We start from the raw sequence: 15,051 nt of genomic DNA on the forward strand, positions 1-15,051 counted from the left end.
GCCCCTCCTCGCCGAAAGTACTGCGGAGCAAGTCCGTGGGAGGATAGGGCGTTCCGCTCATGGGCGGCGCTTTTTCTGTATGCGCGGGGGGCCGCAGGCCCGGGGCTGTGAGCTGCCCGGGGCCTGCGGCCCCTTCTTTATTTGCGCTCGGGGTCCCTTCCCCGTGTTCAGGAGGGCGGCGGTTCCTTGCCGTCGGCTCTTTCTTGATGCTGGCTAGTTCTTATCGCCAGCCATTCGCTTTCTTATTCTCTGTTGCCTTCTGCTTTTAATTTCCTTTTGCGGATTTACCCGCTCTTCTTCTGTTAAATGAATTCGAAGAAGGGTATTCTTGAGACCTATTTCCAGCGAAAGGAATTCTCATGCCGATTAGTTTGAGCGGTCGTAACTATCTGAAGCTTCTCGATTTCACTCCCGAAGAAATTCGCTACCTCATCTCTCTTGCAAAACAGTTCAAGGCTTTGAAGCTGGCAGGAACGCCTCACAGGTATCTTGAGGGTAAGAACATCGTCCTTCTGTTCGAGAAGACTTCGACGCGCACCCGTTGCTCTTTCGAAGTTGCTGGCCATGATTTGGGGCTTGGTGTTACTTATCTCGACCCTGGTAGCTCTCAGATGGGCAAGAAGGAGTCGATTGAGGACACCGCACGCGTGCTTGGCCGCATGTTTGACGGCATCGAGTATCGCGGCTATGGCCAGGAAATCGTCGAGAACCTCGCCGCGCATGCAGGCGTCCCGGTTTGGAACGGTTTGACCAACGAGTTCCATCCGACGCAGATGATTGCCGATATGCTCACGCTCGAGGAGAACTTCCCCGAGGGTATTAAGGGCAAGAAGCTGGTGTTCATGGGCGATGCTGAGAACAATGTTGCGAACTCACTCATGGTTGTTTGCGCGAAGCTTGGCTTGCATTTCGTTGCCTGCGGCCCTGAGGAGCGCATGCCGAATGCAGAGCTCGTCTCAACCTGCAGGGATTTGGCACGCGAGTCTGGAGGTTCAGTGACGCTGACCTCGAGCGTTGAGGAAGCCTGCACGGGCGCCGACGTCGTTTACACCGATATTTGGGTTTCCATGGGCGAGCCTGCGGAGTTGTGGGAAGAGCGCATCAAGTTGCTTTCCCCTTACCAGGTGAACAGTCGCGTGATCGACCTCATGGCTCCGACGGGCATTTTCATGCACTGTCTGCCTGCGTTCCATGATACCGAGACGACCATCGGGGCCGAGATCGCTGAGCGGTTCGGCATCACCGAGATGGAAGTGACCGATGAGGTCTTCCGCGGCTCGCGCTCCCGAGTGTTCGACGAAGCTGAGAACCGGATGCATTCTATCAAGGCGATTATCTATGCAACCTTGAAGTAGCTCCGTTTTCTCGACGGGTGATGTTATCATGAGGGACTGTGAAATTCGCAGCCCCTCGTTTTTTTCGAGCGGCATACAGACTGATTGAAAGATAGTGCAATGACTTTACGTGAGCAAGTTGAAGAAGTTGTCGATGCGGCACTGAGCGCCGCCGTTGCAGACGGATCGCTCCCCCTGGAGGAGGTCCCCGCTGCAGCGCTCGAGCGTCCGCGCGATGCGGCTAACGGCGATTGGGCGTCGACGGTCGCCCTGCGTGCTGCCAAGGCTGCGCATATGAAACCTCGGGATGTCGCGGACGCGGTTGTGGCGCATCTGCCGGAGAACGACCTTATCGCCTCGACTGAGATTGCGGGCCCTGGGTTCGTTAACATTCGCCTCACGAACGCTGCGCTGGCGAGCGTTATCGCTGAGGTGCGTCGCGAGGGCATGGATTTCGGGCGTGGTGAGGCTCCTGCGAATGCGGGGCGCATCAATCTTGAGTATGTCTCTGCGAACCCGACGGGCCCCATGCATGTCGGCCATGGGCGTTGGGCGGCGCTCGGCGACTCGATGGCGCGCGTGTTGCGCCATGCGGGCTTCGACGTGTCCGAGGAGTTCTACATCAACGATCACGGCACTCAGATGGATAACTTCGGTCGCTCGGTGTCGGCGCGCTACGAGCAGCTTTGTGGCCGCGATGTCCCGATGCCCGAGAACTGCTACGGTGGCGCCTATGTGATTGATATCGCGCGCGAGATTCTCGACGCCGATGGCGAGAAGTGGCTCGATGTTCCCGAGGAAGAGCGCGTCGTTGCGTTCCGCGAGCGCTCGTATGTCGAGATGCTCGAGCACAACAAGGCCGTGCTTTCGAGTTTCGGCACCACGTTTGACACCTGGTTCTCCGAGCGCACTCTTTACGTTCCCGATGAGGATGGGAAGTCCGCTGTCGACCGCGCCCTCGAGGCGATGGACGCGAAGGGCTATGTCTTCCAGAAAGATGGCGCGACCTGGTTCAAGTCGACCGCTTTCGGTGACGAGAAAGATCGCGTCCTTATCAAGGAGAACGGCGAGTTCACGTACTTCCTCTCCGACGTGGCGTACCACTACAACAAGATCCAGAGGGGCTTCACCCACCTGATCGACATTTGGGGAGCCGATCACCACGGGTACGTGAAGCGTTGCCAGGCAATGCTTGCCGCGTGGGGTCACGAGGGCGCGCTTGAAGTGGTTCTCGGCCAGCTCGTGAATCTCTTCCGTGACGGTAGCGCGGTTCGCATGTCGAAGCGCACGGGCGAGATGGTCACGTTCGAGGAGCTTATCGAGGAAGTGGGCGTCGACGCGACGCGCTACCTTATGCTTTCGCGCTCCTCCGACCAGCCGATCGACTTCGATATCGAGGTTGCTAAGAAGAAAGACGCCACTAACCCGGTGTATTACGTGCAGTATGCCCATGCGCGCATCTGCTCGATTTTGCGCAAGGCTGCCTGCGAAGGCGATCTTACAGCAGCGGAAGCGGGCGATATCACGTTTGGCGAGCTTGCCGAGCGCACGGTCGGCGCCGACGTGGACCTTTCGCCTTTGGGCGAGGAATCGGAGCTTGCCCTCATGCGCAAGATGGGGGATTTCGCTGACATGGTTGCCCAGGCGGCAGCTGATCGTGCGCCGTTCCGCCTGACGCATTACGCACAGGATCTTGCAGCGCTGTTCCACCAGTTCTATACGAACTGCCACGTGCTTGCCGACGACGAGGCGACCCGCCGTGCCCGCTTGGCGCTCTGCGACGCCTCGCGCATCGTGCTCGCCCTGACGCTGAGTCTTCTGGGGGTTAGCGCACCAGAAAAGATGTAGACATGCAAGTTTTTTATTAGAGGAGGTCATTGCTAGGTGGAGACCCTTACGCTCGTCATGCTGATTTTTGCGGCGATTCTCGCATCCTCGATCATCGATCAGGTCGTTCCGAGGGTGTCATCGCCGCTTATACAGATTGGCCTGGGCCTTCTCATCGCATTGTTCGCCTCCTCTCAAATTCGAGTTACACTCGACCCTGAACTCTTCCTTGTGCTGTTCATTGCGCCGCTGCTCTACGAAGAGGCGAAATCCGCCGACAAGGCGGCGCTTTGGCACCATAAGCGCCCTGTGCTTTCCCTTGCGATCGGCTTGGTTGTCGCGACGACGCTTGCAATTGGGTTTGCCGTACATGCCGTCATCCCGTCAATCGGGCTTGCGGCGGCGTTCGCTCTTGGCGCCGCGCTCGGCCCGACCGACGCAGTTGCCGTCACCTCGCTTTCGAAGCAGGTCAACATCCCCGAGAGGCAGGGGAGCATCCTCAAAGGCGAGCTGCTCTTAAACGACGCGAGCGGCATCGTGTCGTTCCAGTTCGCCATCGCAGCCGCGGTGACGGGGTCGTTCTCCCTTCTCAATGCGACGGCAAATTTTTTCGTCGAGTTTCTCGGAGGAATCGCGGTCGGTGCGCTTCTTGCCTACATAGGCAAGTTCCTTGTCAACAAGGCGCGCTCGCTTGGCGTTGAGAACACGACGTTCCATGTGCTCTTCGAAATCCTCATCCCGCTTCTAGTGTACTCGATCGCCGATGCCGTTCACGTGAGTGGCATTATCGCCGTGGTCGTTGCGGGCCTTATCAACGTTATCTCCCCGCATGCAATCGGCCCTTCCATCTCGCGCATGAACATCGTGTCCTCGAGCGTATGGCGCGTGCTCACGTTTGCCCTGAACGGCTTCGTGTTCGTGCTTTTGGGCACGCAGTTGCCGCAGGCGATGGTTCATACGTGGGACGATGTCACCTTCAGCAACTTCGCGCTTATCGGCTATGTTGTCGCGCTCACGTTGCTTTTGTACGTGGTTCGTTTCGCGTGGGTCTGCGCGAGCGACTGGCTCTACACGCGCCGACGTAGCAAGAAGCACAGTGAGAAGTTCAGGCTCGACCTTCGCAAGAGCCTCATCACGACGCTAGCGGGTGCGAAGGGCACCATCACGCTTTCGATCTTGTTCACCATCCCGTATTTCATGGACGGTGCCCGATTCCCGCAACGCGACCTTATCATCTTCCTCGGATGCGGCGTAATCGTGTGTACCCTGCTCGTGGCGACGTTTATCGTTCCGCTTGTTTCGCCGAAGAAGGTGAGCGAAAGCGAGGAGGTGGCACGCGAGCGCGAGGCGGAGCTGAAGATCGACATCCTCAGGAGCGTCGTCGAGGAGCTCACCGCAAGGCAGACGCCAGACACCCGTCGCGCGACGAGGAGCGTGGTCAGCTCCTATAACGATCGCATCGAGCGCATCAAAGAGCAGCATGGTTTCGACGAGGATGAAGACGAGGCCTGCTCCGACCTGCGCATTCGCGCTATTGGGTGGGAGCGGGAATGCGTCAAGAAGCTCGCCGAACGAGACGACATCGACAGCGAGATCGCGCTCAAGTACCTCAAGCGTTTGAAGCATATCGAGGAGTTGAGGAAGCACAGTTCGGGGCGTTGGTCCATCCAGAACATCTACCTGGTGCTGCGCACGTTCTTAAGGCGCGCGAAGGGCGTCGTCCTGCGCTACGTCGCGCATATGGCATCTTCCCCGATAACGGCTGCCGACCAGGCGGCGGAGATGCGCAAGATTCAACAGAAGGCAGGCGAGTGCGTGATTGGGCGTCTGAACGACATGCTCGCCGATTCCGACTGCAACGTCCCGAGCGAGTATGTGAGCGAGCTCCTCATCGAATATCAGCGCACGGTTGCCATGCTTGCCGCCGAGCTTGCGGCCCCTTCGGCGACGGTCATCATGCGTGCGTCCGACAAGGCGGAGGACGTGAAGCGACTTGGCTACTTGCTCGAGCTTGAACAGATCCAGTCGCGTTACGAAGAAGGCGAGCTGACTCGCGCCGAGGCGAAACGGATGCGCGACAACACGAACCTTATGCTGATGGACGTGGAGGATAGCGTGTAGGTCTCGCTTTCGCGGGCAGGGCGATTACTGGTTAGGACCCAAACTGTACAAGAATGACGATAAGTTGTGAAGAACTCGTCAAATGAGCGGATTATCAGGCATTCCGCCAAAAAATAATCCCCAAACCTAAACCGATTGGGGATTATTCAACACTGAATTCGGTAGTCTTCGCAAAGCCTTCACAACAAATCGTCGATTTCGTACACGACCAGTTCTGCTCGCCTCTACTGCGCGTTGATGGTGGTCATCTGAAGCGCTTTGCCGAACAGCTTGCCCGCAGCGTTCTTGCAGGCGAACTTCACGGCTTCCGGATCGGCCACGACGCTGCCCGAAAGCGATTCGACGCCCCACTCGAATAGATACGGCGTCATGATCACGCTGGGACCCACCATGCAGACGGTGGCGTCCTTGGCGAGGGTCAGAAGGCGCGGCGCGGTCTTATTGATGAGGGTGACGCCGGTGATGAATGCGTAATCCGCGGTCGGCATAACGTACTCGCAGGCCGGATCGGGGGTATCCCACTCATCGCGGCAGGAGCGCTCGAGCACGGTGAGCTTGGCATACTCCGCAATGTTCTCGACGTGGGGGAAGTGACCGACAACGACGACGTGGGCGTTGCCGTCTGCTTGCTCGATGCGCGGGCGATATGTCTCGAAGGCGTCTTTCGACGACGTGCCGCCGCGCTTTCCCTTGTCGTTCTCCTCCTCGGCGTCGTAGGTTGCGCCCAGAGGATCGAGCAGCTCGCTACGAGCATACCAGGCGTTCAGGGCCGCGATGCCGAGCGTAGCCTCCTCGAAGCACCATGATTTCGACAGCTCGGCCACCTCGCGCAGTGACTTCCCGCGCAGATCGCCCTTGTACGTACGCTTACCGCCGTTGCGTGCGGTAAAGGCGACGCCACATCCGCAATCTGCCTCAACGTAGGACCAGTTGAGCCCGAGACAGTAATCGCGCACGAAGATGTCCTCGGGGACGCCCGCGATGAGGTGGTTGTAGAGCCGCCAAGGTGAGGCTGGGTCGTCGGTGCCGGGGAAGGCGATGGTCGAAGGTTCCGGCGTGTGCTCCATAGCAGAACTCCTTTGATTGCATGCTGATATTTTCACCTGAATTCAGTATAAACCAGTTACTGCAATGGACAAGATGGGTCGATGCGAATACGCGCCCTGTTGCTGTGTGCCGCTCTGCTACAATTTCGTGACGTTCAAACGAATCGCATTGAAGGGACTTGATACCATGCTCGTAGCTTCTATTGAAAACGCCGAAGCGCGCGATTACCTGTCCGAACGCCTGAAGAAGGCATATGCCTTCCTGCGCGAAAACGACCTTGGCGCACTTTCCTGCGGACGCCATGAAATCGACGGGGAAGACGTGTTCGCGAACGTCATGGAGTACGACACCGTCCCCGCGGAGGCGAAGAAGCTCGAGGCCCACAAGCTCTACTACGATGTGCAGTGCGTGGCCAGCGGAATCGAACGCGTCGAAGTGGCTCCCGTCGAAGGGCTTGCCTGCGCGAAGGAATACGATGAAGCCGACGACTATGCGTTGTTCGAGTCCCCGGTGCCGGCAACATCGGTTGTGCTTCATGCGGGCGAGATTGCGGTGCTTCCTCCTGAGGACGCGCACAAGCCGGGCTGCATCGCGGAGGACGCACCTGTCCACGTGAAGAAGGTCGTCGTGAAGGTTCGCGCATAACCTGCGGGCATGGTGTATCATGGACGCATGAAGCAAGGTGCATATGCGCTGATGATATGGAAGTTTTGGCCACGGCCGCGCAGGCTGTGAAGGAATGAATGAAGCGCCTCGGCGATTGAACATAAAGCGTCGAGGCGCTTGAACGTGAGGTAACATCGCCCCATGAAACGTGAAGAGAAGACAATCGCGAAGAATCGCCGTGCGTTCCATGATTACGAGGTTGTGGAGACGTTTGAGGCGGGAGTCGAGCTTTCGGGAACGGAAGTGCGGTCGCTGCGCGAGAACAACTGCCAGTTGACCGACTGTTTCGCACTTGTGCGCAACGGGGAAGTATGGATGCACAATGTGCACATCACGCCGTTTTCCCACGGCAACATCAACAATCCCGACCCTGATCGCAAGCGAAAGCTCCTGCTCCACAAAAAGCAGATCCGCTACCTTGCGGAGGCGACGCGCGAAAAGGGCATGGCGCTCGTTCCCTTGAAGATGTATTTCAAGGAAAATGGGCTGGTCAAAGTCGAGCTTGCGATTTGCCGCGGCAAGAAGCTCTACGACAAGCGCGCGAGCATGAAAGAGCGCGACACCAAACGGGAAATCGATCGAGCGCTGAAGGCGCGCTCTCGTTAGAAAGGGTCACTGCCATGAGCGAGGATCAGATCGCAACTGCCACTGACGAGGTTGATTCGCCAGCGGAGGAGACGCAGGAAGAAGCTTGTGAGGTACCGGCCTCGGAGGCGGAGGACCCTGCCGATTCCGAGCACGCCGAGGAAGCTGCGGGTGAAGAAGAGCTTGCTGATTCGGAAAACGTGGTAGAAGAAGAGACCGAAGAGTACGAAACCGTCGAGATTGAGTACTCCGAAGACGACATCGAGGCCTATATCGTCGACGAGGACGACAACGAGATCGGCTTTATCCTGCTTGACGAGGATGGCAACGAGGTCGAGTACTACTACGATGACGATGAGGAAGCCGATGCGGGCGAGCCTGGCGAGGACAATCCCTATGATTTAGGCATTACTCGGGAAGGCGTCGCCGAAGCGACAAGCGACATGAACGACATCTATCGCGATGGCGTCGCGATCGCGGTCGATCTGAAAGACGCGCTCTCCGAAATCAAGGAGGCGCTCGATTTCTCGGACATCCTTCCGACGAAGAAGAAATAACCTCTCCGCGCCGCCTTGACAGGGCGGGCCGCTCGGCTACAATAATTTTTCTGCAAGAGCACGTCTTGCGCACTTTGACAAGGTGGAACGCATGAGTTCCCGTCTACCGGCGATTGACGCCGACGAATTCGGGGGCGACTGGTTTCGACATGGTATGTTTGAACTGAGGAGCAGGTCGTGGTCTCCTCGCCACGTAAAACAGGGGTAACGTCAAGTTAATTGGCAAGAAGAACTATCAGAGCGCTCCTGCGCTCGCCATGGCTGCTTAATCAGCACCTGGCACGTCAACCCCGGGTTGTCCCCGACTCGGGCGCGACGTCATTTTAGGGGACTGCATCAAAGCACGTAATCGGTATGGCTTTGGTAAAGATTGAACCGATCCGGGTCGGCAACGTTAGTTCGCGGACCGAGACGGCCTTGAATCCGAACGCGAAATAAGCTTGTAGAGCCTCAGCGAGAATATAGTATGGACCGGAGTTCGATTCTCCGCGCCTCCACCACAACATGCCAGGCAGGCCCGAAAACGGGTCTGCCTGTTTTGTTTCCGCGACTTTGATTAGGACGACAAGCCTGGCTTTCCGCTCACTTTTGAGCCGTGCGTCAAGTATTCGTGCAACGTGCCAGAACGTGTCCTGCCAAGGCGGGTTCTCTTGCTACAATGAGCCGGATATAAGAAGCAAGCTGAACCGGATGAATCAGGAATGACCAAACGTAACGAGCAACCCGCTCCTTCCCACGGAAAACATGCAGCACACGCCAAAAAGGCTCCCAATGAGCCGCCTCGCGTCGCGCCTTCGCACGGGAAGACTCAGGCGATCCCCCCTGTGGTTCCTGCGGGCGTGAAGGCATCTGGCGTCCCAGCGCCGCATAACGGCAACGGGTTTGCCCCCGAAATCTCCGACCCGCCGACTCTCGGCAGCAAGCATCGCGCTGCCCGCATTGCGGGAATCGTTCTTGGTGTCATCTTCGGAATCTTGCTCGTCGTCTACCTCGTGGGCGTTGCCGTCTTTTCGGGTCATTTCTGGCCGAAGGCGACGATCGGCTCTTCCGACATTTCCTTCCAGACGCCCGACGAGGTCGCTTCGGTCCTCGAGCAGGGAATCGACGACTATTCGCTGCGCGTCCATGGCGACGGCTTGGATGTGACGCTTTCCGCAGACGAAGCGGGTGTGCGGTTCAATGCGGAGCAGATCGTGAGCGACATGTTCGCTCAGGCGAATGAATGGGCCTGGCCTGTCGAGGTGTTCCGTGAGCACGATGAGACGGGAAGCCTTGTCGCTACCCTCGACAAGTCCGGCGTTGCCGATAAGCTCCATCAGGCGATCGATGCGGTGAATGAGAACACGGAAGCTCCCGTGAACGCCACGGTGGCGTTCGACGAGGACGCGAAGATGTTCAAGATCGTGAAGGAGAAGTACGGCACGCAGATCAACACCGACGTGGTGATGCAGGACGTGGAGCGGGCCGTCGCCACGCTCGAGAGCGAGGTCGAACTCGACGAGCGCGCGCTCTCGCAGCCGACGATCTTCTCGGACGACCAGCGCGTGATCGACGCGGCGTCGCAGGCGAATAGTATGATTCTTGCGAACGTGCAGCTTACGATGGCGGGGAAAAGCGCTCTCGTGTTCGATGCGTCAGTTATCGGTCCCTGCATCTCGATTGGGGAGGATTGCTCGGTCTCGCTGAACGAGGATGCGCTCGGTGCCTGGGCCGACGAGGTCGCCTCGTCTTACACGACGGTCGGTTCCACACGCTCCTACACGCGCGCGGACGGCGCGCAGTTCAGCGTATCGGGCGGTTCGTATGGCTGGAAGGTCGACCGCGACGCGCTCTTCGATTGGGCGAAGGCGGCGATTGAGGCCGACCAGACGGGCGAGGCTGACTTGCCGTGCAGCCAGACCGCGAACGCATGGAATGGGGTCGGCGGTCGCGATTGGGGCGCTCGCTACATCGATATCGACCTGTCGGCGCAACATGCGCGCCTCTTCGATGAGAACGGCGAGGTCATCTGGGAATCCGACATCGTGAGCGGCAAGCCGCGCGGCGGTTCGGGAAGTCTTACTCCCACGGGCGTGTACGTCATCAACTCGAATTCGGGCGGATCGACGCTCGAGGGCACCAACGATGACGGATCGAAGTACAAGACGCCCGTCACCTACTGGATGCCGTTCGTCGGGAACTTGATCGGCTTGCATGATGCCAGCTGGCAATACGCGTTCGGTGGCACACGGTATCGGGATGGCGCGGGGTCGCATGGGTGCGTGAACCTTCCGACGAGCAAAGCTGCCGAGTTGCACGGGCTTTGCTCAGTGGGCGATGTCGTGGTGTCGCACTGGTAAGAAAAAAGAGAGCCTGCCTGCGCAGTTCGGTCGATGCGCGGGTAGGCTCTTTTCGCTTGCTGTGGGTTTTGCCAGCGCGATGCGGCTAGCTTACCGTGATGTCGGCGTAACGAAGTGGGATGACCTTCTCGAGGTCGCTCGGGGCAAGCTCGACCTGGCATCCAATGCGCCCGCCCGAGAACATGATCGTGTCGAAGAGCTGTGCCGTTTCGTCGATGGTGGTCGTGAACAGCTTCTTCATCCCGACGGGGGAGCATCCTCCGTGCACGTAGCCGGTCAGCGGCAAGAGCTCCTTCGATTTCAACATGCTCACTGCCTTCTCGCCGACAGCCGTTGCCGCCTTCTTCAGGTCGAGCTCTTCGGCGACGGGCACCATGAACACGTAATGCTCGCCCGATTTCGCGACGGTGACAAGCGTCTTGAAGGTTTGGTCTGGATCCTGGCCGAGGAGATTCGCCACCTCTACGCCTGAAAGCGCCTTCTCGCATGGGAAAAGATGGCTTTCGAAGGGCACGCCTGCGGCCTCGATTTCCCTCATGGCGTTTGTTTTTGTTTCCTTTTGCTTCGACATGGCTCTCTCCTTGGTGGTCGCTTCGGAAGGGTAGCACATGTTTGATGAAAAGATGCAGCGAACCACGTATTCCTTGCAGAGTGTTTTAGCTGTGATATATTTCCGGAACTAAAATATTTAGAGTGAAAAAGATAAATGAGAAGGAGGTTTGCTGCGTGGACCAATCCATCGAGGAATTGAAGCAGCGGCTCTTTGCGGCCACGAGGCGCATGCACAAAAGCCGGTCGCACCCGCCTTTGCCTGAGGGCATCACGCCGACCGAGGGCTTCGTTTTGATGTCTATTTCCCAACTTATGTCCGACGGTAAGCGCGTCCGATCGGGCGATATCGCCAAGCGCGGACACAGCACTCCAAGTGCGACGTCGCAGGCGTTGAAGTCGCTCGAGGAGAAGGGCTTTATCACGAGACATCGCGACGAGGGGGACAGCCGTGGCGTCACGGTGCAGTTGACGGAGCTCGGTTGGAAATACGAGCAGATGAACCGGCGCATGCACGATTGTCGCCTCGAGGAGCTCCTCGAGTATCTCGGGGAAGACGATGCGCGCGAGTTCGCCCGCATCACCGAGCGTGTCTCCGATTTCGAGAGTACCCATCCTTGGACCGCATATGTTGAGAGACTTTGCGAGTCCGTGGGTGATTCTGCGCGGAAGGCGTCCTCGAGAGAGTCTTTCGCAGGCATCGATTCAGGGGAAGGCGGCGAGCAATGCGAATAGCCAAAAACCTTGCTCACCATAAAATCGCGGTGCTACTCATCGTTGCGCTTCTAGCTGTGCAGGCATTCTGCGACCTGTCGCTTCCGAGATACACCTCCGACATTGTCGACGTGGGAATCCAGCAATCGGGCGTGGAGCACGCGTCCGCAACGCAGCTTTCCGAGCGCACCCACGACCTCGTGGAGATGATGCTGCCCGAATCCGACGAGCAGCTCTTCGCCGAGGCGTACGATAAGGCTGCAAGCGGGGATTATACCCTCACCGAGGCGGGCTATGAGCAGCGAGAGGACCTCGACGAGGCGATGGCGCTTCCGCTCTCCGTCGTCCACTATGCCGACCAGATTCCCGATCTCGACCTCGACCAGGTGAAAGCAGCGTTCGATGCCGGGCTCGTGAGCAAAGACGATGTGATGTCCATGCTCGATGAGTCGCGCGAGTCGATGGGCGACATGGCGGACACGCTCATCGCGCAGCAGGGCATCGCCGCGGCGCGGGCAGAATACGAGCAGCTCGGCGTCGACATGGATGCCATGCAGATGGACTATCTCTTCTCTACGGGCGCCAAGATGCTCATGCTCTCCGCGCTCGGCATGGTCGTGGCAATCGCAATCGGTTTCCTCGCGTCGCGAACTGCGGCGAAGGTGGGACGATCCCTGCGCGGGCGGCTTTTCGACAAGGTCGTCACCTTCTCTGATGCTGAAATTCAATCGTTTAGCGCGGCGTCGCTGATCACGCGCGGGACCAACGATGTCCAGCAGGTGCAAATGGTCACCGTGATGCTGCTGCGCATGGTTCTCTACGCGCCCATCCTCGCAATCGGCGGCGTCATCATGATCGCGCGCACCAACCTCTCGATGGGTTGGATCGTCATCGTCGCCGTGCTCGCGATCGCGCTCATCCTCGTGGTGCTCATCAAGGTCGCCATGCCGAAGTTCAAGATCATGCAGAAGCTCATCGATCGCGTGAACCTTGTGTCGCGCGAGATGCTCATGGGCCTTTCGGTCGTGAGGGCGTTCAACCGCGAGCAGCATGAGGAGGAGCGCTTCGATGAGGCGAGCACGCGCCTGATGAAAACGCAGCTGTTCACGAATCGCGTCATGACGTTCATGATGCCGCTCATGATGCTCATCATGAACCTCGTGTCGGTCGGCATCGTGTGGTTCGGCGGCCATGCCATCGACGCGGGCACGCTCCAGACAGGTGACCTCATCGCGTTCATCACCTACTCGATGGTTATCATCATGGGCTTCCTCATGATCGGCATGCTCTCGATCATGCTTCCGCGCGCCGATGTCGCAGCCCAGCGCATCGAGGAAGTGCTCGAATGCGAGCCCTCGATCTGCGATCCTGACCCCACAGTCTCCAAGGATGCTGAACTTTCGGCCTCTTGCAATCCTGGTGCCGAGGTCGCGTTCCACGACGTGTGCTTCCGCTACTCCGATTCCGCCGAGAACGTCCTCGACCACGTCGATTTCACGTGCAAGCCCGGAAAGACCACGGCTATCATCGGCAGCACGGGCAGCGGGAAATCGACCATCGTGAAGCTGGCGCTTCGGTTCTACGACGTCAGCCAGGGAAGCATCACCATCGACGGCGTCGACGTGCGCGATGTGAGCCAGCACGCGCTGCGCGGGCAGCTCGGCTACGTTCCCCAGAAGGCGTTTTTGTTCAGCGGCACGATTTCGAGCAACATCGCCTATGGGGCGGAAGGCGCCAGCGACGAGCGGATTCTCCGCGCGGCCGACATCGCCCAGGCGAGCGAGTTCATCGGTGAGAAGCCTGAAGGGCTCGAAAGCCCCATCGCCCAGGGAGGCACGAACGTCTCCGGCGGCCAGCGGCAGCGCCTCGCTATCGCACGTGCACTTGCGACCGATGCGCGCGTCTTCCTTTTCGATGACAGTTTCAGCGCGCTCGACTACAAGACCGACGCCGCGCTTCGCCATGAGCTCGGCGCTCGTTTGGGCGGCAAGACCGTGATTATCGTCGCCCAGCGCATCTCGACCGTCCTTTCCGCCGACCAGATCGTCGTGCTCGACGAGGGCCGCGTCGTCGGCAAGGGCACGCACGCGGAGTTGATGGAGAGCTGCGAGGAGTATCGCGAGATCGCCATGTCCCAGTTATCGGAAGAGGAGCTTGCGGGAGGTGGTGCGCGATGAGCGAGAACACTCAGGATTTGAAGAAGGTGACGCAGCGCCGTCGTCCTCCGCACGGACCGGGCGCGCGGATGATGCCCGGCGAGAAGGCGAAGGACTTCAAGGGGACTATCGCGAAGCTCGTTCGTTTCATGGGCCAGTTCAAGGTTTCGCTCGCCGTCGCCATCGTGTTCGCCATCTGCTCGGCGGCCTTCAGCATCGTGGGCCCGAAGGTGCTCTCGCAGGCGACGACCGAGCTGTTCAACGGCATCGTCGCGAAGATCGGCGGCACGGGCGGCATCAACTTCGACGCCATCGCAGGCATCATCGGCGCGACGCTTGCGCTCTACCTTGTCAGCGCGGCTTGCAGCTTCCTGCAGGGATGGATGATGTCGAACGTTTCGCAGCGCACCTGCTATGGGCTTCGCCGCGCCATTGCCGAGAAGATCGACCGCGTTCCTGTCGGTTACTTCGAGCGCAACTCGATCGGCGACACGCTCTCGCGCATCACTAACGACGTCGACACCTTAGGGCAGAGCCTGAACCAGGGCGTCACGCAGATGATCACGTCGATCACCACGCTCATCGGCGTCGTCGCGATGATGCTCTCGATCAACCTGGCGATGACGGGGATCACGCTTGTCATGCTCCCGGTCTCACTCGTGCTCATCATGGTCGTGGTGAAGCTCTCGCAGAAGCACTTCCGCGCTCAGCAGGAGAAGCTCGGGGAAATCAACGGGCAGGTCGAGGAGACGTTCTCCGGCCATGCGATCGTGCGCGCGTTCAATCAGGAACAGGCGTGCGAGGAGCGCTTCGGGGAGACGAACGACAAGCTCTACGAGAGCGCGTGGAAATCGCAGTTCCTCTCGGGCCTCATGCAGCCGGTCATGAACTTCGTCGGCAACCTCGGCTACGTCGCGGTGGCGCTCGCGGGCAGCGTGTTCGCGGTGCAGGGCGCCATCACGGTGGGCGATATCCAGGCGTTCATCCAGTACGTGAAGAACTTCACGCAGCCGATCACTCAGTTGACCCAGGTGAGCAACGTGCTCCAGCAGATTGCAGCCGCGGCCGAGCGCATCTTCGCCTTCTTGGAAGAAGAGGAGGTCGCACCCGAGGAGCCAAAGGCACAAACCTCGCAGGTTCCGTGCAACGTGGAGTT

The 15,051-nt window shown here is 59.1% G+C and carries 12 protein-coding genes and 1 other RNA gene; 11 read left to right on the forward strand and 2 right to left on the reverse strand.

The features are described from left to right. Positions 1–359 precede the first annotated feature (359 nt). From argF to Q0G18_RS06855, 3 genes are all read left to right on the forward strand, one after another. Positions 360–1,355: an ornithine carbamoyltransferase gene (argF, locus tag Q0G18_RS06845; protein WP_297151170.1), complete on the forward strand. Its 996-nt coding sequence runs from the start codon at positions 360–362 to the stop codon at positions 1,353–1,355. A 99-nt stretch (positions 1,356–1,454) separates the two neighbouring features. Continuing rightward, a complete protein-coding gene (argS, locus tag Q0G18_RS06850) occupies positions 1,455–3,182 on the forward strand; it encodes an arginine--tRNA ligase (protein WP_297151173.1) in 1,728 nt (575 codons plus the stop codon). A 36-nt stretch (positions 3,183–3,218) separates the two neighbouring features. Continuing rightward, complete coding sequence (locus Q0G18_RS06855) at positions 3,219–5,282, forward strand: Na+/H+ antiporter (RefSeq protein WP_366769185.1); 2,064 nt, start codon at positions 3,219–3,221, stop codon at positions 5,280–5,282. A 224-nt stretch (positions 5,283–5,506) separates the two neighbouring features. Here the strand turns inward: Q0G18_RS06855 and Q0G18_RS06860 are convergent, their stop codons facing one another. Then, positions 5,507–6,349: a DUF364 domain-containing protein gene (locus Q0G18_RS06860; protein WP_297151176.1), complete on the reverse strand. Its 843-nt coding sequence runs from the start codon at positions 6,347–6,349 to the stop codon at positions 5,507–5,509. 148 nt (positions 6,350–6,497) lie between these two features. Between Q0G18_RS06860 and Q0G18_RS06865 the strand changes: the two genes are divergently transcribed. The 5 genes from Q0G18_RS06865 to Q0G18_RS06885 all read left to right on the forward strand — a co-directional run bounded on the left by Q0G18_RS06865 (position 6,498) and on the right by Q0G18_RS06885 (position 10,476). Further along, complete coding sequence (locus tag Q0G18_RS06865) at positions 6,498–6,974, forward strand: YhcH/YjgK/YiaL family protein (protein ID WP_297151179.1); 477 nt, start codon at positions 6,498–6,500, stop codon at positions 6,972–6,974. Positions 6,975–7,136: 162 nt separating this feature from the next. Then, the gene (gene smpB / locus Q0G18_RS06870; protein ID WP_158048406.1) at positions 7,137–7,601 is read left to right on the forward strand and encodes an SsrA-binding protein SmpB; all 465 of its coding nucleotides are present in this window, start codon (positions 7,137–7,139) and stop codon (positions 7,599–7,601) included. Positions 7,602–7,615: 14 nt separating this feature from the next. Then, positions 7,616–8,137 (forward strand): hypothetical protein, encoded by a 522-nt coding sequence (locus Q0G18_RS06875; RefSeq protein WP_297151182.1) that lies wholly within the window; start codon positions 7,616–7,618, stop codon positions 8,135–8,137. Positions 8,138–8,267: 130 nt separating this feature from the next. Continuing rightward, positions 8,268–8,637: a transfer-messenger RNA gene (gene ssrA / locus Q0G18_RS06880) on the forward strand. Positions 8,638–8,838: 201 nt separating this feature from the next. Further along, positions 8,839–10,476 carry a L,D-transpeptidase family protein gene (locus tag Q0G18_RS06885; RefSeq protein ID WP_297151184.1) on the forward strand — a complete coding sequence of 546 codons (1,638 nt, stop codon included), beginning with the start codon at positions 8,839–8,841 and terminating at the stop codon, positions 10,474–10,476. A gap of 85 nt (positions 10,477–10,561) precedes the next feature. On the opposite strand, the gene ybaK is transcribed toward Q0G18_RS06885, so the two are convergent. After that, positions 10,562–11,047: a Cys-tRNA(Pro) deacylase gene (ybaK, locus tag Q0G18_RS06890; protein ID WP_296061038.1), complete on the reverse strand. Its 486-nt coding sequence runs from the start codon at positions 11,045–11,047 to the stop codon at positions 10,562–10,564. Positions 11,048–11,202: 155 nt separating this feature from the next. Between ybaK and Q0G18_RS06895 the strand changes: the two genes are divergently transcribed. The 3 genes from Q0G18_RS06895 to Q0G18_RS06905 all read left to right on the forward strand — a co-directional run. After that, positions 11,203–11,760 carry a MarR family transcriptional regulator gene (locus Q0G18_RS06895; protein WP_297151187.1) on the forward strand — a complete coding sequence of 186 codons (558 nt, stop codon included), beginning with the start codon at positions 11,203–11,205 and terminating at the stop codon, positions 11,758–11,760. Continuing rightward, entirely contained in the window at positions 11,751–13,916 is a 2,166-nt protein-coding gene (locus Q0G18_RS06900; protein WP_297151190.1) for an ABC transporter ATP-binding protein, read from the forward strand. Before Q0G18_RS06895 ends, Q0G18_RS06900 begins: the two co-directional genes overlap by 10 nt. Next, on the forward strand, positions 13,913–15,051 hold a 1,139-nt coding region (locus Q0G18_RS06905), incomplete at its 3' end, for an ABC transporter ATP-binding protein (RefSeq protein ID WP_297151193.1). The genes Q0G18_RS06900 and Q0G18_RS06905, both read left to right, overlap by 4 nt.

This window comes from uncultured Ellagibacter sp. (assembly GCF_934636505.1).
In the GTDB taxonomy this organism is placed as follows: domain Bacteria; phylum Actinomycetota; class Coriobacteriia; order Coriobacteriales; family Eggerthellaceae; genus Ellagibacter.